General features: G+C 66.6%; 11 protein-coding genes. 10 read left to right on the forward strand and 1 reads right to left on the reverse strand.

Going from position 1 to position 18,855, the window contains the following annotated elements; genetic code table 11:
* Nucleotides 1–48 precede the first annotated feature (48 nt).
* The 3 genes from ABIE00_RS04960 (at nucleotide 49) to ABIE00_RS04970 (ending at nucleotide 4,032) form a co-directional block, all read left to right on the forward strand.
* Nucleotides 49–1,479 (forward strand): aminobutyraldehyde dehydrogenase, encoded by a 1,431-nt coding sequence (locus ABIE00_RS04960; protein ID WP_354257511.1) that lies wholly within the window; start codon nucleotides 49–51, stop codon nucleotides 1,477–1,479.
* 28 nt (nucleotides 1,480–1,507) lie between these two features.
* Complete coding sequence (gabT, locus tag ABIE00_RS04965) at nucleotides 1,508–2,863, forward strand: 4-aminobutyrate--2-oxoglutarate transaminase (RefSeq protein ID WP_354257514.1); 1,356 nt, start codon at nucleotides 1,508–1,510, stop codon at nucleotides 2,861–2,863.
* A gap of 302 nt (nucleotides 2,864–3,165) precedes the next feature.
* On the forward strand, nucleotides 3,166–4,032 hold the full coding sequence (locus ABIE00_RS04970; RefSeq protein ID WP_354257516.1) for a universal stress protein: 867 nt from the start codon (nucleotides 3,166–3,168) through the stop codon (nucleotides 4,030–4,032).
* Between the two features lie 72 nt (nucleotides 4,033–4,104).
* Here ABIE00_RS04970 and rarD read toward each other — a convergent pair whose 3' ends face one another.
* Nucleotides 4,105–5,142: an EamA family transporter RarD gene (gene rarD / locus ABIE00_RS04975; RefSeq protein ID WP_354257519.1), complete on the reverse strand. Its 1,038-nt coding sequence runs from the start codon at nucleotides 5,140–5,142 to the stop codon at nucleotides 4,105–4,107.
* Nucleotides 5,143–5,257: 115 nt separating this feature from the next.
* On the opposite strand from rarD, the gene ABIE00_RS04980 reads away from it, so the two are divergent.
* From ABIE00_RS04980 to ABIE00_RS05010, 7 genes are all read left to right on the forward strand, one after another.
* The gene (locus ABIE00_RS04980; protein WP_354257521.1) at nucleotides 5,258–6,256 is read left to right on the forward strand and encodes a DNA topoisomerase IB; all 999 of its coding nucleotides are present in this window, start codon (nucleotides 5,258–5,260) and stop codon (nucleotides 6,254–6,256) included.
* Between the two features lie 115 nt (nucleotides 6,257–6,371).
* Complete coding sequence (locus ABIE00_RS04985; RefSeq protein ID WP_502914199.1) at nucleotides 6,372–7,811, forward strand: FAD-dependent oxidoreductase; 1,440 nt, start codon at nucleotides 6,372–6,374, stop codon at nucleotides 7,809–7,811.
* 51 nt (nucleotides 7,812–7,862) lie between these two features.
* Nucleotides 7,863–9,239 carry a GAF domain-containing protein gene (locus ABIE00_RS04990; protein WP_354257524.1) on the forward strand — a complete coding sequence of 459 codons (1,377 nt, stop codon included), beginning with the start codon at nucleotides 7,863–7,865 and terminating at the stop codon, nucleotides 9,237–9,239.
* A gap of 133 nt (nucleotides 9,240–9,372) precedes the next feature.
* Nucleotides 9,373–10,896, forward strand: coding sequence for an acetaldehyde dehydrogenase ExaC (gene exaC / locus ABIE00_RS04995; protein ID WP_354257527.1), 1,524 nt, complete (start codon nucleotides 9,373–9,375; stop codon nucleotides 10,894–10,896).
* A 160-nt stretch (nucleotides 10,897–11,056) separates the two neighbouring features.
* Nucleotides 11,057–12,079, forward strand: a complete 1,023-nt coding sequence (gene adhP, locus ABIE00_RS05000) for an alcohol dehydrogenase AdhP (RefSeq protein WP_354257530.1) — start codon at nucleotides 11,057–11,059, stop codon at nucleotides 12,077–12,079.
* Nucleotides 12,079–12,540 (forward strand): DUF779 domain-containing protein, encoded by a 462-nt coding sequence (locus ABIE00_RS05005; RefSeq protein ID WP_354257533.1) that lies wholly within the window; start codon nucleotides 12,079–12,081, stop codon nucleotides 12,538–12,540. Before adhP ends, ABIE00_RS05005 begins: the two co-directional genes overlap by 1 nt.
* A 243-nt stretch (nucleotides 12,541–12,783) precedes the next feature.
* Nucleotides 12,784–18,747, forward strand: coding sequence for a peroxidase family protein (locus ABIE00_RS05010; protein WP_354257536.1), 5,964 nt, complete (start codon nucleotides 12,784–12,786; stop codon nucleotides 18,745–18,747).
* Nucleotides 18,748–18,855 lie beyond the last annotated feature (108 nt).

Below are 18,855 nucleotides of genomic sequence, written 5' to 3' on the forward strand. Positions count from 1 at the left end.
CTCGAGTCAGCCGCATCACACCATTCAGGACGAAAGAGGTTGTACACCGTGGTTCAAACCTTGCAGAACTTCATCAACGGAGAGTTCGTCACGCCTGCGGGCACGGGCCTGATCGACATCGTGAACCCTGTGACGGGCGACGTCGTGGCCAAGTCGCCCGTTTCCGTGGCGGCCGACGTCGACGCCGCCATGGACGCCGCCAAGGACGCCTTCAAGTCCTGGAAGCACGTGACCCCCGGACAGCGGCAGCTCATGCTGCTCAAGCTCGCCGACGCCATCGAGGCCAACAGCGACGAACTCGTCGATGCCCAGCACCGCAACACCGGCCAGGTCCGTTCCCTGATCGCCTCCGAGGAGGTCGCCGCCGGTGCCGATCAGCTGCGCTTCTTCGCCGGCGCCGCCCGCATCCTCGAAGGCAAGTCCGCCGGCGAGTACTTCGAGGGCCACACCTCATTCGTCCGCCGCGAGCCGATCGGCGTCGTAGCCCAGGTGGCCCCATGGAACTACCCGTTCCTCATGGCCATCTGGAAGATCGGCCCCGCGCTCGCAGCCGGCAACACCGTGGTCCTGAAGCCGTCCGACACGACGCCCGAATCCACCCTGGTCCTGGCGCGCCTTGCCGCGGACATCCTGCCGGCCGGCGTCCTGAACGTCCTCCTCGGCACCGGCGAAACCGGTGCGCTGATGGTGGAGCACAAGGTCCCGGGCCTGGTGTCCATCACCGGCTCCGTCCGCGCCGGCATCGCCGTCGCCTCGGGCGCGGCGAAGGGCCTCAAGCGGGCGCACCTGGAACTGGGCGGCAAGGCCCCGGCCATCGTCTTCAAGGACGCCGACATCAAGAAGAGCGCCGCGGCCATCGCCGAGTTCGCGTTCTTCAACGCCGGCCAGGACTGCACGGCCATCACCCGCGTGCTTGCTGAGGACTCGGTGCATGACGACCTCGTGGCAGCCATGGTGGAACACACCAAGACCCTGCACACGGGCTCGCAGAACGACGAGGACAACTACTACGGCCCGCTGAACAACGTCAACCACTTCAAGGCGGTCAGCGCCGTCGTCGATTCGCTGCCGGCACACTGCCGGATCGAAACCGGCGGCCACCGTGCCGGCGAGAAGGGGTTCTTCTTCGAGCCCACCATCATCACCGGCGCCCAGCAGACGGACGACATCGTGCAGAAGGAAACCTTCGGCCCGGTCATCACCGTGCAGAAGTTCAGCACGGAGGCCGAGGCAGTGGAGCTGGCGAACGACGTCGAGTACGCGCTGGCGTCCAGCGTCTGGACCAGTGACCACGGCACGGCCATGCGCCTGAGCCGCGATCTTGACTTCGGTGCGGTCTGGATCAACACGCACATTCTCCTCACCGCCGAAATGCCCCACGGCGGCTTCAAGCAGTCCGGCTACGGCAAGGACCTCTCCATGTACGGCGTCGAGGACTACACGCGCATCAAGCACGTCATGTCCGCGCTTGACGCTTAAATCCTTGACGCAAAGAAAGGCCAATCTTATGACCACCACCGCCAACGAAATCACCTACCGCCTTGAACAGAAGCGCCGCGTCCAGGCCGACTTCCCGGGCCCCAAGTCCGTGGCCCTGACCGAACGCCGCAAGGCAGTGGTCGCCGCCGGCGTCGCCTCCAGCGTTCCGGTCTACGTCGCAGACGCCGACGGCGGCATCATCCACGACGTCGACGGCAACTCCTTCATCGACCTCGGCTCGGGCATCGCGGTGACCAGCGTCGGCGCGTCCGATCCCGCCGTCGTCGGTGCCGTGAAGGAGGCCGTGGAGCACTTCACCCACACCTGCTTCATGGTCACCCCCTACGAGGGCTACGTCGCGGTCGCCGAGCAGCTGAACAAGCTCACCCCGGGCACCCACGAGAAGCGCACCGTCCTCTTCAACTCGGGTGCCGAAGCCGTGGAAAACGCCATCAAGGTGGCCCGCCTGGCCACCGGCCGGGACGCCGTCGTCGCTTTTGACCACGCCTACCACGGCCGCACCAACCTGACCATGGCCCTGACCGCCAAGGCCATGCCTTACAAGACCAACTTCGGCCCGTTCGCGCCGGAGGTCTACCGCATGCCCATGAGCTACCCGTTCCGCGAGGAAAACCCGGAGATCACCGGTGCCGAGGCCGCCAAGCGCGCCATCACCGCAATCGAGAAGCAGATCGGCGGCGACCAGGTGGCCGCCATCATCATCGAACCGATCCAGGGCGAGGGCGGCTTCATCGTCCCAGCCGCTGGCTTCCTGCCGGCGCTGTCCGCCTGGGCCAAGGAAAAGGGCATCGTCTTCATCGCCGACGAGGTCCAGTCCGGCTTCTGCCGCACCGGCGAATGGTTCGCCGTGGACCACGAGGGCATCGTTCCCGACATCATCACCATGGCCAAGGGCATCGCCGGCGGCATGCCGCTGTCCGCCATCACCGGCCGCGCCGACCTGCTCGACGCCGTCCACCCGGGCGGCCTTGGCGGCACCTACGGCGGCAACCCGGTGGCATGCGCCGCCGCGCTGGCCTCCATCGGTTCCATGCAGGAGTACGATCTCAACGCCCGCGCCAAGCACATCGAGGAACTCTCCTTCGGAAAGCTTCGCGAGGTGGCCTCCGAAGTTTCCGTAATCGGCGACATCCGTGGCCGTGGCGCCATGCTGGCCATCGAGCTGGTCCAGGCCGGTTCGAAGGAGCCGAACCCGGAGCTCACCAAGGCCGTTGCCGCCGCCTGCCTCAAGGAGGGCGTCATCATCCTGACCTGCGGAACCTACGGCAACGTCATCCGCCTGCTGCCGCCGCTGGTCATCAGCGACGAGCTGCTGCTGGACGGCCTGGAGGTGCTCGCCGCGGCCATCAAGGCCAACGCGTAATTCCACACTGCTTTTAGTGCGAACTGGCAGCTGATGCCCGCAAAATGCTCCGGACGGGGCATTAGCTGCCAGTTCGCGCGTTAACGGATGTACGACGACGGCGGGCCGGGTACCAAAAGGTGCCCGGCCCGCCGTCGTTGTTGCCGCCGTCGTGCTTGCGTGGTGGTCCTGCCTGCCGACTTCCCCTCCACCAGCGGCAGCGCAGCGGTAGAGTCATCCTCACCACTGCACTTCACGCCGCAGACCGGTGAGCGGCGCCGGGAACCGGGGATCGGTCTGCACTACCCAAAGAGGGGCTTCGCATGCGATACGTAGTCGGTTACACACCCACCGAGCGCGGCGCGGACGCCGTCGCCCTGGCCACGTCGCTGGCCCTGGCACAGGGCGCTGAACTGGACCTGGTCTATGTGGTGAAGCCGAGCATGCCGTACCTGGCCCTGAACCCGGAGGGCAGCCGGGTCAGTGCCGCGGAGCAGGAGGTGCTGACGGCGGAACGGGAGGGCCTGGCCCTGGTTCCGGAGGGGTTGCCCGCAAAATTCCATGTGCGCGAGGCTGATTCCTTCGCCGGCGGGCTCATCGAGGCGGCGGGGGAATATGACGCCGGACTCATCGCCGTGGGCGCCGCCAGCACAGGCCTGTTCAAGCGCTACACGGTGGGGTCAGTGGCCAACGCGCTGCTGCACGCCTCGCCGGTCCCGGTGGCACTTGCGCCGCGCGGCTACCAGCGGACGGCGCCCGTCACGCGCCTGACGCTGGCCGTGGGGCAGCGGGCCGGCGCCGATGCCGCCATTGAGACCGCCATTCGGGCGGCGAAGCGGAGGGGAGTGCCGCTGCGGCTGGTGTCGCTGGTGGAACTCGACGCCGCCGGTGACGCAGGGGAGGCCATCAATGCCGCGCACATCCACGCGAACACCGTCCTGACGGCAGCATCGGGGAAGGTCCCGGCCGGCCACGAGGTCGGCGTGGCTGTAGCCCACGGCCGCACCATTGAGGAAGCCATCGACGGACTCGAATGGGACGACGGCGAGATCCTCATCGTCGGGTCCTCGCGCCTGGCCGAGAAGAACCGCATGTTCCTGGGCAGCACCGCCAACAAGGTGCTGCGCGCCCTGCCGGTTCCCATGGTGGTGGTACCACGCGACTACGACCGCGCGGACTCGGCCCCCTGACCGTTCCTTGCCCAGCCGAGCTCCTTGCCCCGCCGAGCGCGAACGTACAGTTGTGGCCCCGCCCGCGGGGGCCTAAGTGTCCGCCCGAGCTTCCCTGCGGGCGAGCCGCTTTGCCGCTGAACTCCTGCGTGTCGCGGCCAGCATGTCCACGGTGAGCACCAGCAGCGCAAGCCACACGACGCCGAAGCCAATCCACCGGGCCGGCGTCATGGTCTCGCCGAACACCATCAGGGCAACGATGAACTGAAGCACCGGTGCGAAGTACTGCAGCAGCCCGATGGTGGTCATCGGCAGCCGGCGGGCAGAGGCGCCGAAGAACACGAGCGGCACGGCCGTGATGACACCCGACGCCAGGAGCAGCCAGAAATGCCCGGCGCCGTGGGTGGTCAGCGAGGCAGTGCCGGTCACCGCGAGGAAAATCATCGTTGCCGCGGCCAGGGGAGTGAGGACGATGGTCTCCACCGTGAGGCTGGTGACGGCGTCCGCCCGCGGGCCCACCCGCTTCTTCACGAAGCCGTACAGGCCGAAGCTGACGGCGAGGGTCAGGGCGATCCATGGCAGTTTCCCGTAGGACACCGTCAGCACGCCGACAGCGATGAAACCGATTGCGACGGCGGCCCACTGCAGCGGCCGGAGCGTCTCCTTGAGGACGAACACGCCAAGGAGGACAGACACCAGCGGGTTGATGAAGTAGCCAAGCGAGGTCTCAACCGCCTGCCCCGTGGTGACGCCGTAGGTGTACGTCAGCCAGTTCACCGCGATGAGGCCGGCCGCTGCCGCCAGGGTCCAGAACACGGAGCGGTTCCGCAGCGCAGCACCCAGAACACGCCACGCCCTGGTCACCGTGATCAGGAGGGCGCAGAAGATCAGCGACCAGACCACACGGTTGGCCACGATTTCCACGGCGCTTGCCGGCTGCAGCACGAAGAAGTACAGCGGAAGCAGCCCCCACAGCCCGTAAGCGCCGATGCCGAACAGCATGCCCGCCGTCGTGTCTTTGTCCAAGGCCCTGGGGCCTGGGCTGGTCACGCCCGAGGGCGCGGCGCCGGATGTTGAGGCAGTCGGAACAGCGGAGGAGACGTATCCGTCGGGGTTAGGCACAAGACCCATAACACCATCTTAGAGAGCGGTATTCCGCCTGCCACGGGCAAAAAGTTGCCTGCCGAAAGGAATTAGTCAGTAGGCTTGCTATTATGAGGACGACTCACCGAAGGGCGACAGCCCCATGAGGCTCCGCCGCAGCAACGCTTCCGGCCGCGGATACCGGCGGGTGCGGGCCGGTAGGGGGTTCAGCTACCGGGACCTGGACGGCTCCACGCTGCCGCCCGGTCCGGTCCGGGACCGGCTGGAGAGCATCGGCATTCCGCCCGCCTGGACGGACGTATGGATCGCCCCGTTCGAGAACGGGCACATCCAGGCCACGGGGCTCGACGCCGTGGGCCGCCGGCAGTACATCTACCATCCGGAGTGGCGTGAACGGAAAGACCGGGTGAAATTCGACCGTGCGCTCCAGCTCGCCGAATCTCTGCCCACCGCCCGCCGGCTGGTCACGATGGATCTGAGGTCCGACGGCGTCACCCGCCAGCGCGTTTTGGCCGCGGCCTTCAGGATGCTGGACAGCGGCTCCCTGCGGGTGGGCTCGGAGCGGTACACAAACGAAAACGGCAGCCACGGGCTTGCCACCTTGCTCTGCGCCCACGTCCGTGTCCGGAAGGGCTGCCTGCATCTCAGTTTCCCCGCCAAGAGCGGCAAAACCTGGGACTCGGTCATCGACGATCCGGACCTTGCGGCGCTGGCCCAGATCCTGAAGCGGCGCGGCGGCAACGCGCGGCTGCTGGCCTACAAGAACGGCCGGGCGTGGCACCCGGTCACCAGCGCCGACATCAACAGTTACGTCAAGGAGCGCACGGGCGACGACTTCACCGCGAAGGATTTCCGGACCCTCCGCGGCACCGCCGCGGCCGCCGTCAGCCTGGCCCGGAGCGGGCCGCAGAAAACCGAGGCAAAGCGGAAGCGGGCCATCAGCGTCGCCATGATGGAGGCCGCGGCGGTGCTGGGGAACACGCCATCGATCGCGCGCAAGAGCTACGTGGACCCCCGGCTGCTGGACCACTTCGCGGCCGGTGAGACCATCGACCCCAAGCGGCTGGACTCGGCGGAGTCGGAACTCCGGGCGCTGCTGTACCGCGAGGGCGATGTGGTGGCCTTGCGTAAGAGCGGCTGACGCTGGCCGTCACGGACCGCCCTGCGCCGTCACGGGTGGGACGCCCGGCCGGGCGGACAATTAGAATTGAAAACTGCGCGCCGGTGGGGCGCGGTGTCCCGTTCCGGAAGGGCTTATGGTGTCCAACACAGCTGAATCCGCGGCCAAGCGCCCGCTCCGCGTCGCGATCGTCGGCGCCGGGCCCGCAGGGGTCTATGCCGCGGACATCCTGACCAAGTCCAACGAGGTCAAGGACGGCGACTTCGAGGTCAGCATCGACCTTTTCGAGGCCCACCCGGCACCGTACGGCCTGATCCGCTACGGCGTGGCTCCGGACCACCCGCGCATCAAAGGCATTGTCAACGCCCTGCACAAGGTCCTGGACCGCGGCGATATCCGGTTCCTGGGCAACGTCACCTACGGCCGGGACCTCACGCTGCATGACTTCCGCGCCTTCTACGACGCCGTCATCTTCTCCACCGGCGCCATCAAGGATGCCGACATGGACATCCCCGGCATCGGCCTTGAGGGCTCCTTCGGCGCCGCCGACTTCGTCTCCTGGTACGACGGCCACCCGGACGTTCCCCGCGAATGGCCGCTGGACGCCAAGGAAATCGCCGTCATCGGGAACGGCAACGTGGCCCTGGACGTCGCGCGAATGCTGGTCAAGCACGCCGACGAACTCCTCGTCACAGAAATCCCGGACAACGTCTACCTGGGTCTGAAGAACTCCCCGGTCACCGACGTCCACGTCTTCGGCCGCCGCGGCCCCGCCCAGGTGAAGTTCACCCCGCTGGAGCTGCGCGAACTCAGCCACGCACGCGACGTCGACATCGTGCTGTACCCGGAGGACTTCGAATTCGACGAGGCCTCCGACGACGCGATCCGGAGCAACAACCAGACCAAAACCATGGTGAACACCCTGACCAACTGGCTCGTCGAGGAGCACGCCGAGGCTGAGCAGCCGTCGTCGCGCCGCCTGCACCTGCACTTCCTGCACAGCCCGGTGGAGATTTACGACGACGGCGGTTCAGGCAAGGTGGCCGGCATCAAGTTCGAGCGCATGCAGTTGGACGGCACGGGGAACGTCAAGGGCACGGGGGAGTTCATCGACTACCCGGTGCAGGCTGTCTACCGTGCCATCGGCTACCACGGCTCCGCGCTGGACGAACTGGAATACGACGCGAAGCGCGGGGTCCTCCCCAACGAGGGCGGCCGCGTCCTTGACGCTGACGGGAATCCCGTCCCCGGCATCTACACCACGGGCTGGATCAAGCGCGGGCCGGTCGGGCTGATCGGCCACACGAAGGGCGACGCCCTGGAAACCATCGGCTTCCTCCTCGAGGACCGGCTCACACTGCCGCCGGCTAAGAACCCCGACCCGCAGGCGATCATCGACCTGCTCGAGGAGCGCGGCATCGAGTACACCACGTGGGAAGGCTGGAACAAGCTGAACGCCCACGAGGCAGCCCTCGGCGCATCCTGGTCGGAAGCCGCCGAGGCGGACGGCGGTGTCGTGCGCGAACGCATCAAGGTGGTGCCGCGCGAGGAGATGATCCAAATCTCCCGCGCCTAAACCCAACCAGCTAGACTTTTGCGGGCAAGCGTTTGGGCGAGTGGGAGTTCAATGAAGAACCTGATCCAGCCGGCGGCATCCGAAACCAATGATTCGGTGCTGGCGCAGCGCCGCGCCCTGGCAGGGCACGAATTCCTTGGCAGCTACGCGCAGAGTGAAGCGTTCCCCGATGCCGACGAAATCCCCGGGCTGCGCCGCCTGATCCGCGAATCCTGGCAGCGGTCCGCCAAGCTGCGGGCCAACCCGGACAACCCCGAGGCGCCGCTGGCCATCGCCCCGGACGAGCTGGAGGAATACCGCCGCCAGCACCCGCTCGCCGCCATCATGCCGGTCATCCAGAAGCTCCTCATCCGGCCCAGCCATGACAGCGGCCTGCTGGTTGCCGTCGGCGACGAGGTGGGCCGGCTCCTCTGGGTGGAGGGCGATACCGGCGCGCGCAGCCGCGCAGAGCGCATGATGTTCGTTCCGGGCGCCGACTGGTCTGAAGCAACCGTGGGGACCAGCGCCCCCGGGACGGCCCTTGCCTTGGGCCGGGGCATCCAGATTTCCGGCGCCGAGCACTACCAGCGGTCCGTCCACCCGTGGAGCTGCACAGCGGTGCCGTTCCAGGACCCCGACTCCGGCGCACTGCTGGGGGTCGTGGACATCACGGGCACGGAGGCGGCCGTGGCTCCGCACACGCTCTCGCTCGTCGAGGCCACGGTGGCGGCGGCCCAGGCCCAGCTGCGCGTGGAACGCCTGCAGCTTGCGGCGGCCCAGGAACGGACCAAAGCACGACGGCGGCACCCAGGTTCCGGGGCGGCCGGCGGTTCCGCGCGGGAAGGCAGCCTGTACCGCAACAGCCTGCAGTTGCTGGGCCGTGACCAGGCGCTGTTGAGCATCGAGGGCCGCAGTGTGGTGCTGTCCGCCCGGCACAGCGAGATCCTTGCCCTGCTCAGCACCCACCCGGACGGCCTGAGCGCCGAGGAGCTGAGCGTACTCCTGTACCCGGGCGACGGCTCCACGATCACTCTGCGCGCCGAGATGGTGCGGCTCCGTAAGGTCCTGCAGCAGCTGAACCCTGCCTCGGTACCGGAGTCGCGGCCGTACCGGCTGCCCATGGACCTCCTGCCGGACAGCAGCCAGGTGCTCACCTGCCTGCAGCGCGGCGCCCACCGGATCGCCCTGGATATCTACCGCGGCGCCGTCCTGCCCCGCTCGGAGGCGCCCGGCGTCGTCGAACTCCGGAACCGCGTGTCCGCGCTGCTGCGCGAGGCCGTCCTGACAGACGGCAGCGCGGAGTCGCTGCTCAAGTACGCGGAACTGCCGGAGGCAGCGGACGACGCCGGCGTCCGCCGTGCCGCCCTGAAGCTCCTGCCGCCGCGCTCGCCCAAGCGGGCCGCCGTCGTCGCTGATCTCGAGCGGCTGGAAGCCGAACTGGGCGCGTAACCCCAGAGTCCACCACCTGCCCCCTATGACTGACCTCGTTGCAACCTGGCTGCAACCTGCACGCTCCTAGGCTCGATGCATCGGCGAACACCATGACGGATCGCCACCGTGTTGCAGAGCAAAGGAGCTAGCAATGACCGTTTACGCACAGCCCGGCACCGAAGGTTCGAAGGTCACCTTCAAGGACCGCTACGAGAACTGGATCGGCGGCGAGTGGGTTGCACCCGTGAAGGGCCAGTACTTCGAGAACATCACCCCGGTCACCGGCAAACCGTTCTGCGAGGTGGCCCGCGGCACCGCCGAGGACATCGAACTCGCCCTGGACGCCGCGCACAAGGTTGCTCCCTCCTGGGGCCGGACCTCGGTGGCCGAGCGCGCCGCGGTCCTGAACAAGATTGCCGACCGCATCGATGAGAACATCGAGCTCCTGGCCGTCGCCGAAACCTGGGACAACGGCAAGCCGGTCCGCGAGACCCTCAACGCCGACATCCCGCTGGCAGCCGATCACTTCCGCTACTTCGCCTCCGCCGTCCGGGCCCAGGAGGGCCGGCTGTCGCAGCTCGACGACGACACCACCGCTTACCACTTCCACGAGCCGCTCGGCGTCGTCGGCCAGATCATCCCCTGGAACTTCCCCATCCTGATGGCCGTCTGGAAGCTGGCCCCCGCGCTCGCGGCGGGCAACGCCGTCGTCCTCAAGCCCGCAGAACAGACGCCGACGTCCATCCTGGTCCTGATGGAACTCATCGGCGACCTGCTCCCGGCCGGCGTGGTCAACGTGGTCAACGGCTTCGGCGTCGAGGCGGGCAAGCCGCTGGCCTCCAGCCCGCGGATCCGCAAGATCGCCTTCACCGGCGAGACCACCACGGGCCGCCTCATCAGCCAGTACGCCTCCAACAACCTGATCCCTGTGACGCTGGAACTCGGCGGCAAGAGCCCCAACATCTTCTTCAACGACGTCGCCGAATCCAACGACGCGTTTTACGACAAGGCACTTGAAGGTTTCGCGCTGTTCGCCTTCAACCAGGGCGAAGTCTGCACCTGCCCCTCCCGCGCCCTGGTCCAGGAAGGCATCTACGACTCCTTCATGGCCGACGCGCTGGCACGGACCGAGAAGATCATCCAGGGCAACCCGCTGGACACCGAAACCCAGATAGGTGCGCAGGCCTCGAACGACCAGCTGGAAAAGATCCTCTCCTACATTGACATCGGAAAGCAGGAGGGCGCCAAGGCACTCACCGGCGGTGCCCGTGCCGAACTGCCCGGGGAGCTGGCTGGGGGGTACTACGTCCAGCCGACAATCTTCGAGGGCCACAACCGGATGCGCATCTTCCAGGAGGAGATCTTTGGCCCTGTGGTGTCCGTGACCCGCTTCAGCGACTACAACGATGCCATGGGCATCGCCAACGACACCCTCTACGGCCTCGGCGCCGGCGTCTGGTCCCGCAACGGCAACGTCGCGTACCGGGCAGGTCGCGAAATCCAGGCCGGCCGCGTCTGGGTCAACAACTACCACGCCTACCCGGCCGGTGCCGCGTTCGGCGGTTACAAGTCCTCCGGCATCGGACGCGAAAACCACGCCATGATGCTGGATCACTACCAGCAGACCAAGAACCTCCTGGTCAGCTACAACGAAAACAAACTCGGGTTCTTCTAAAGATTGGGGCGCTCCCGTGAAGGATCAGGCCGAGGGCCCCGCCGCGAGCTTGCGAGCTGCGGGAAGGGCTGATCCGGCGACTCCGTCGCCACCACGGGGCCCTCGCGCCCCACTCTAGCCCGCCCAAAACAACCGCACTCACGACGCAAGGATTTCGCCAATGACGACGACAATGCAAGCAGCCGTAGTAACCGAATTCGCCAAGGACCTCCAGATCAGGGACATTCCCGTTCCCACCCCCGGCCGCGGCCAGGCACTGGTCAAGTTGATCACAAGCGGTGTCTGCCACACCGACCTCCACGCCGCGGAAGGGGACTGGCCGGTGAAGCCTTCGCCGCCCTTCGTGCCCGGCCACGAAGGCGTGGGCGAGGTGGTGGCCCTGGGTGAGGGCGTCACGGACCTCGCCGTCGGTGACCTGGTGGGCAACGCCTGGCTCTGGTCTGCCTGCGGCGACTGCCAGTACTGCCGCACCGGCTGGGAAACGCTGTGCGAGTCCCAGCAAAACGCCGGCTACAGCGTGGACGGCTCCTTCGGCGAGTACATGCTGGTGGACAGCCGGTTCGCCGCCCGGATTCCGAAGGGCTCGGATCCCGTGGAGGTGGCCCCGGTGCTCTGCGCCGGCGTCACCGTCTACAAGGGATTGAAAATGACGGAGGCCAAGCCGGGGGAGTGGGTCACCATCTCCGGCATCGGCGGCCTGGGGCACATTGCCGTCCAGTATGCCGTGGCCATGGGCCTGCGCGTCGCCGCCGTGGACATCGCGGACGACAAACTCGCCCTGGCCAAAAAGCACGGTGCTGAACTCACCGTGAACGCGCTGCACGAGGACCCCGTGGAAGTCATCCAGCGGGAAACCGGCGGCTGCCATGGAGTCCTGGTCACGGCGGTGCACCCGTCGGCCTTCGGCCAGGCCATCGGCATGGCCCGCCGCGGTGGAACCATCGTGTTCAACGGCCTGCCGCCGGGTGACTTCCCGGCACCGATCTTCGAGATCGTGCTCAAGGGCCTGACCGTCCGCGGCTCCATCGTGGGAACACGGCAGGACCTGGAAGAAGCCCTGGACTTCTACGCGCAGGGCAAGATTCACCCCACCGTCTCCACGCGGGAACTCTCCGAAGTCAATGCGGTCTTTGACGAGATGAAGCACGCCAAGATCGACGGCCGCGTGGTGCTGAGGTTCTGATGCCCGTCACCAGGCTCGACGCCGCAGTGACGCTGCCCGGGGAGGACTTTTCCCGGGTGGCGCTCACCGCCGAGGCAGTGAAGCTGCTGCGGAAGCTCTGGGCGCAGCACGGCCCGCTCATGTTCCACCAGTCCGGAGGCTGCTGCGACGGTTCCGCGCCCATGTGCTACCCGTCCGGGGACTTCCTCACCGGGGAGTCCGATGTGCTGCTGGGCCGGTTTAATCTCTTTGCGGACGACGGCGAATGGTCCGGTTCCGCGGACAACGGCGGCGGCTGCCGCGGCACTCACGACGGCGGCCAGCCGCTGGAGTTCTGGATGTCAAGGGAACAGTTCGGCTACTGGAGCCACACCCACCTGACGGTGGATGTGGTGCAGGGCCGGGGGAGCGGATTTTCCGTCGAGGCGCCGGAAGGCCAGCGCTTCCTGATCCGTTCCACGCTCATGGACTGGCCGGTGTAAACCGCCCGATACGCAGCGCCCGGCTGGAATTTCCGCACTGCAATTCCAAGGTTCACACTGCTCAGGCGGGGCCACACGCTAGTGGCCCCGCCTGAGTGTCGCCTGTTAATTCTCTCGATGAAAACCCCCAATTTGGGTGGCTCACCAGGGCAAAGTGCTCCGGCTCGGCCGCTTCCACAAGGTTTTCACGGGCAGGGCCACGGACGATGGCACGGTCAAACCCCTCCTAGCGGCAGGTGTGCCATGAATGTCTCAGCATGGAAGTCAGACGGGGGCACGGATCAAAGTCGATCCGCTGCACCCACCGAAACAACAAACCGGCGTCAGCGACGCAAGAAGCACCGCAAGCAGTCCATCTCCTTCCGGATGGTGGCAGCAGCAACCACACTGATGATGCCGATCGCCATGGGGTTGCCAGTCGTGGCAGCCAACGCGGTCCAGGCACCTGTGGGGGAGGGATTCACCATCACCCCCTCCGATCTCTCCTACATCCTGAAGCAGATCAAGATCGCCGAGGCACATGTGGCCAACACGACCTCAGCCACCGGCCCCTGCGGCGCGCTGATCGGCACCGGCCCCAACCAAATTCCGAGCCCTCTGGTTTCCCAGGGTCTCCGGACGGTGGACGGGTCATGCAACAACCTCCAGCCGGGGCAGGAAACGTTCGGCGCAGCCGACCAGAAGTTCCCCCGCCTGACCACGCCGGTGTTTAAAAGTGCCGAAAACTCGCCCCCCGCGTTCGGGCCTTCCCAGCCGACCTCGTATGCCCAAAAGAAGGGCAACGTCTTCGACTCCGAGCCCCGCGTGATCAGCAACCTGATCGTGGACCAGACCTCCACCAACCCGGCTGCAGTCGCGGCGGCAGGCAACCCGGTCCGGACGCAGGGCAACACGGGCGTCGTTCCCTGCACCACTGACCCGGATCCGCTGGCAACCCCGGCGGTGGAAGGCGTTCCAGCCGGCTGCGTGCCGTCCCACAGCACGCTGTTCATCGAGAACGTGACCACCGACGTCGGACTGTCCCCGCCCTACAACTCGATGTTCACGTTGTTCGGACAGTTCTTTGACCACGGCGTGGACCAGACCGTCAAGAGCGGCGGAACCGTGTTCGTTCCGCTGAAGGATGACGACCCCCTGATCGCCGGTCCGGACCACGTCTTCGGCAACGCGGACGACCTCGACCCGAACCTGCGCTTCATGGTGCTGACCCGGGGCCAGAACCAGCCCGGTCCGGACGGCGTCCTGGGTGACAACCCAGCAACGCCTGCCGATGAAAGCGCCGACGACATCCAGGATGCGAACAACACGGACTCGCCCTGGGTCGACCAGAGCCAGACCTACACCTCACACGCCTCGCACCAGGTGTTCCTGCGGGAGTACGTTGACAACACCGACGGCAAGCCCGTCGCCACGGGCAAACTGCTCGGTGGACCTGCCGGACCCACCGCCGGCGGCATGGCTACCTGGACCACCACCAAGGCCCAGGCGGCGGCTCGTCTCGGCATCCAGCTCAAGGACAAGGACGTCCTGAACGTTCCGATGATCGCCGCGGACCCGTACGGCAAGTTCATCCCCGGCCCGGCGCGCGGGCTGCCGCAGTTCGTCACCGCGACCGGGCTCGTGGAAGCCAACCGCGCTGACAACGGCGGCCTCGGCACCCTGGTGCCGGCGAACGTCAAGTACTTTGACACCCCGTTCCTGACGGACATCGCCCACAACGCGGACCCGTCCCCGCAGGACACCGACCACAACCCCGCAACACCGCCGGTCACTCCCGCGCCCGACGCGGACACGACGGCCTCGGCCGACTTCGCCAGCCAGGCACCCGGCACCTACGACGACGAAATGCTGAACGCGCACTTCATCGCCGGTGACGGACGTGTCAACGAGAACATCGGCCTCACCACCATCCACCAGATCTTCCACTCGGAGCACGACCGGCTCGTCGGCGACATCGAGAACGTGCTGACCAACGACACGTCCGCGAGCGGCACGGCAGCCTTGGCTGAATGGAAGCTGGCCTCCGGCGCCAACGGTTGGAACGGTGAGCGGCTCTTCCAGGCGGCACGCTTCATCACGGAGATGGAATACCAGCACTTGGTCTTCGAGGAGTTCGCCCGCAAGGTTCAGCCGGCGATCAACCCCTTCGAACCGTTTGCCTTCACCCAGACGGAGCTCAACCCCGCGGTTAAGGCTGAGTTCGCCCACGCCGTGTACCGCTTCGGCCACTCCATGCTGACCGAAACGATCTCGCGCCGGAACGAGGACGGGGCCGGACCCGATGCCGTGTTCGGCACCTCAGACGACACCCGGGGCAGCCAGAATGACATCTCGCTGCTCGACGGCTTCCTCAACCCGCCGGAGTACACCAACGGTGGCCCTGCCGGCCCGCTGACCTCGGAGGAGGCTGCCGGAAGCGTCATCATGGGGATGTCGGACCAGGCCGGCAACGAACTGGATGAGTTCGTGACCGACACACTCCGCAACAACCTCCTGGGACTGCCCCTGGACCTTCCGACGATCAACATGACGCGGGCGCGTTCTGAAGGCATTCCGCGGTTGAACGTCCTTCGTCGGGACCTGTTCAACTCAACGAACGACAGCCAGCTCAAGCCCTACACCAACTGGGTTGACTTCGGCGAGAACCTCAAGCACCCGGAATCGCTCGTCAACTTCGTGGCAGCCTACGGTCTGCACCCGTCCATCACCGGCGCAACGACGCTGGCGGGCAAGCGGGAGGCTGCACGCATCATCGTCAGCCCCACTACCGCGGATGTCCCCCCTGCTGATGCCGCAGCGTTCATGAACAGCACGGACGCCTGGGTCAACAACGGGGCAAGTTCGATTACCGGCCTCGATAATGTCGATCTGTGGGTCGGCGGCCTGGCGGAAAGGACGAACCTGTTTGGCGGCCTGCTGGGCAGCACGTTCAACTACGTCTTCGAGAACCAGCTGACGGACCTGCAGAACGGCGACCGCCTGTACTACCTGGCCCGCACTCCTGGCATGAACCTGAGGGCGCAGCTGGAGGGCAACTCCTTCGCAGAGATGATGATGCGCAACACGAACGTGCACAGCCTGAAGGCCGACGCGTTCGCCACGGCGGACTGCAAGTTCGAACTGAAGAAGCTGGCAGGCACCACCGCCGGCTTCGCAGCCTCCGGCAACACGGTAGCGGACGACCCGGACTCAGACTGCAGTGAGGCGGATCTCCTGATCCGCATGCCTGACGGAACGATCAAATACCGTGCGAGGAACACGGTGGATCCTTCCGGGATCAACGGACAGAGCGTCTACAACGGCACTGCCGGCGTCGACCGGATCTACGGCGGCAATGACAACGACACGTTCTGGGGCGGTGACGGCAACGACATCATCGAAGGTGGTGACGGAGCCGATATCGCACTCGGCGGCGAAGGCGATGACATCATCACTGACCTCGCCGGCGACGACGTTCCCAAGGGCGGACCCGGCAATGACGCGATCGACGCCGGCCCGGGCCTGGACATCCTCATGGGTGGCGACGGCAAGGACTTCACCAACGGCGGAGCCAATGCCAACGAGACCTTCGCCGGAGCCGGAGACGACTTCGTCATGCTCGGTGAGAGCCTTGACGCCGCATTCGGCGACAGCGGCGATGACTGGGAAGAAGGCGGCAACCAGCCGGACCTCATGCAGGGGGACAGCGGCAACCTGTTCTTCCTGGACGACTCCCAGAAGCCCGGTCATGACATCCTCGTCGGCCAGGGCGGCGACGACGACTACGACATGGAAGGCGGCGATGACATCGGCGTCGGCGGTCCCGGCATCGAGAAGGTCGCCGGAGCCTCCGGATACGACTGGGAGATCGGTCAGGGCGACCCCCAGGCACAGGATCTTGACCTGGCCCTGCCGATCCCGCCGCTGGATATTCTTACGGTGGGTGTCCGCGACAAGTTCAACGAGGTTGAAGCACTCTCCGGCGGCAAACTCGACGACAAGCTCCGCGGCGACGACCTGGTTCCCAGCGCCGTTGGTGGTGCCGGCTTCATCGGATGTGACGTGCTGGACCAGGCCGGTGTGGATAGGATCGCCGGACTTGGCGACCTGGTGACGGCACTCCCGACGCTGACATCCGACGTTGTGGCAGCCTCGGCCTCCAAGGAATGCCCGCTCCTCACCGGTACGAACGTCTGGGGCGATGGCAACATCCTCCTCGGCGGCGGCGGCTCGGACCTCCTTGAGGGACGCGGCGCCAACGACATCATCGACGGCGACCGGTACCTCGGCGTCCGCCTAAGTGTCCGCACTGACCCGAACAATGCGGCAACCGAGATCGGCAGCGCCAGCATTGAAGCGCCGGGGCAGAGCGCCATGACCAGCAGGTACCTGAAGGACGCCAACGGCAACCTCACGGGACCGACGCTCCAGGAAGCCGTCTTCGCGGGAACGGTGAACCCCGGCAACATCGTGGCCGTCCGCGAGATCCTCATGGGCTCCGGCGGCACCGACTCGGCAGTGTTCACCGGACCGGAGGCCAACTACACCGTCACCACCACCGGCGGAGACGGCACCCTCGGCTCGGCGGGTTCGACCACCACGGTGACGGATAACGTCGGCACCGACGGCACCGACACCCTGCGCAACATCGAGGTACTCGCATTCTCCGACACCGTTGTCACCAACGCTCCGGTCATCGGCGTCGCCACCCCGGGTAACGCTCGGGCCACCGTTACCTGGACGGCGCCGACCGTCGGCGTAGCCAGTAGCTTCAACGTGAAGGTACTGGATGTCACGACCAACCCTGCCGGCGTCCAGGTGGGAGCCCTGCTCCCCGCAGCCGGCACGGACGCGAGCCTGTTGGTTCCTGGCCTGACCAATGGTAATCAGTACAGGTTCCAGGTCTCGGCAACGAACGCACAGGGCACCAGCCCGTTCTCGGCAGCATCCAACGCGGTCACTCCGTCGCCAACGGCGGAACTGACTGTTGCGGGCGCTCCGACCCTCGTGACCGCGACGGCCGGGAACGGCACGGCGACGCTGAACTGGACCGCTCCGGCCTCGGACGGCGGCTCGCCGATCACCGGGTTCCGGGTGCGGGCCTTCGACGGAACCGTACTGGCGGTGACCCAGCAGGTCACCGGTAACGTGACAACCGCAGTCGTCACCGGGCTGACCAACGGGACGGCCTACACGTTCGACGTGGCCGCGGTCAACGCAGAGGGCACGGGAGCAGCCTCGACCGCCTCCGCAGCAGTGACCCCGGTGGCACCCCTCGTGGCTCCGGGAGCCGTCCGTAACGCGGCCGGCGTGGCCGGCAACGCCCAGGTAACGCTCAGTTGGCTCGCTCCGCTGACGGTAACCAACGCGGCGCCGGTCACGGGTTACGAGATCCGCACGTTCGTAGGGACCAGCACGACGCCGGTACGGACAACAACTGTCGGAACGGGCACCAGCGCAGTGGAGGACACTCTGATCAACGCGACCGGCTACACCTTCGATGTCGCCGCGACCAGCTCCGCAGGAACCGGCACACGGTCCAACCGCACCCAACTGATCACGCCGCGGACCGAGTTCGTGGCACCGACCATCACTGCCAGGACGCCCGCCGCGGGCGCCAGGTCCGTCAGCCAGACGAACAACCTGAGCGTGACCTTCAGCGAGGCAGTCAGCAATGTCACCACGACATCTGTTGTCCTCCGGCGCGGTACGAGTCCGACGGCCATTCCTGCAAGCGTGGTTTACAACAACACCACGAGGACTGCCACCATCAACCCGAACGCCAACCTCCTCGCTGACCAGACCTACACGGTCTCGGTGTCCGGGGCTGCTGCGGCCGTCGCAATCCGTGACACGGCCGGCAACACCATGCCGAACGCGGCGTGGCAGTTCACCACGGGGCCCGCACCGACGGTTGTTTCTCTGACACCCGGCGGGGGCGCCACCAACGTGAGCCGAACCGTCAACGTGACGGCGCGGTTCAGCGAAGCCGTTACCGGGCTGAACGGCACCACCGTCCGTCTCATCCGTCAGTCCAACGGTGCGGTTACCACCGCGGCAGTGTCCTACAACGCCACCACGCGAACCGTGACCCTCAACCCGTCCGCTACCCTGCTGGCCAATACCCAGTACAGGTTCGAACTGACTGGCGGGACCTCCGCCATCAGGGACCTGGCCGGCAACCCGCTCGGATCGGGAGCCTGGATGTTCAGGACAGGCGCACGATAGGAGAGCGGCCGGGCTGTGGCTGTTAGAGCAGTCCGCAGCCCGGCCCTCTCATCTAATGCGGTTCCTTAACATGTATTTCTCCGGACCCCATGCCCGGCCCTCCACCAC

This window comes from Arthrobacter sp. OAP107, from assembly GCF_040546765.1.
Lineage (GTDB): Bacteria > Actinomycetota > Actinomycetes > Actinomycetales > Micrococcaceae > Arthrobacter.

What these genes read in the sequence shown, in the direction of transcription:
- gabT (WP_354257514.1), top strand. Translation starts at nt 1,508, where the DNA reads ATGACCACCACCGCCAACGAAATCACCTACCGCCTTGAACAGAAGCGC.
- ABIE00_RS04970 (WP_354257516.1), top strand. Translation starts at nt 3,166, where the DNA reads ATGCGATACGTAGTCGGTTACACACCCACCGAGCGCGGCGCGGACGCC.
- rarD (WP_354257519.1), bottom strand. Translation starts at nt 5,142, where the DNA reads ATGGGTCTTGTGCCTAACCCCGACGGATACGTCTCCTCCGCTGTTCCG.
- ABIE00_RS04980 (WP_354257521.1), top strand. Translation starts at nt 5,258, where the DNA reads ATGAGGCTCCGCCGCAGCAACGCTTCCGGCCGCGGATACCGGCGGGTG.
- ABIE00_RS04985 (WP_502914199.1), top strand. Translation starts at nt 6,372, where the DNA reads ATGGTGTCCAACACAGCTGAATCCGCGGCCAAGCGCCCGCTCCGCGTC.
- ABIE00_RS04990 (WP_354257524.1), top strand. Translation starts at nt 7,863, where the DNA reads ATGAAGAACCTGATCCAGCCGGCGGCATCCGAAACCAATGATTCGGTG.
- exaC (WP_354257527.1), top strand. Translation starts at nt 9,373, where the DNA reads ATGACCGTTTACGCACAGCCCGGCACCGAAGGTTCGAAGGTCACCTTC.
- adhP (WP_354257530.1), top strand. Translation starts at nt 11,057, where the DNA reads ATGACGACGACAATGCAAGCAGCCGTAGTAACCGAATTCGCCAAGGAC.
- ABIE00_RS05005 (WP_354257533.1), top strand. Translation starts at nt 12,079, where the DNA reads ATGCCCGTCACCAGGCTCGACGCCGCAGTGACGCTGCCCGGGGAGGAC.
- ABIE00_RS05010 (WP_354257536.1), top strand. Translation starts at nt 12,784, where the DNA reads ATGAATGTCTCAGCATGGAAGTCAGACGGGGGCACGGATCAAAGTCGA.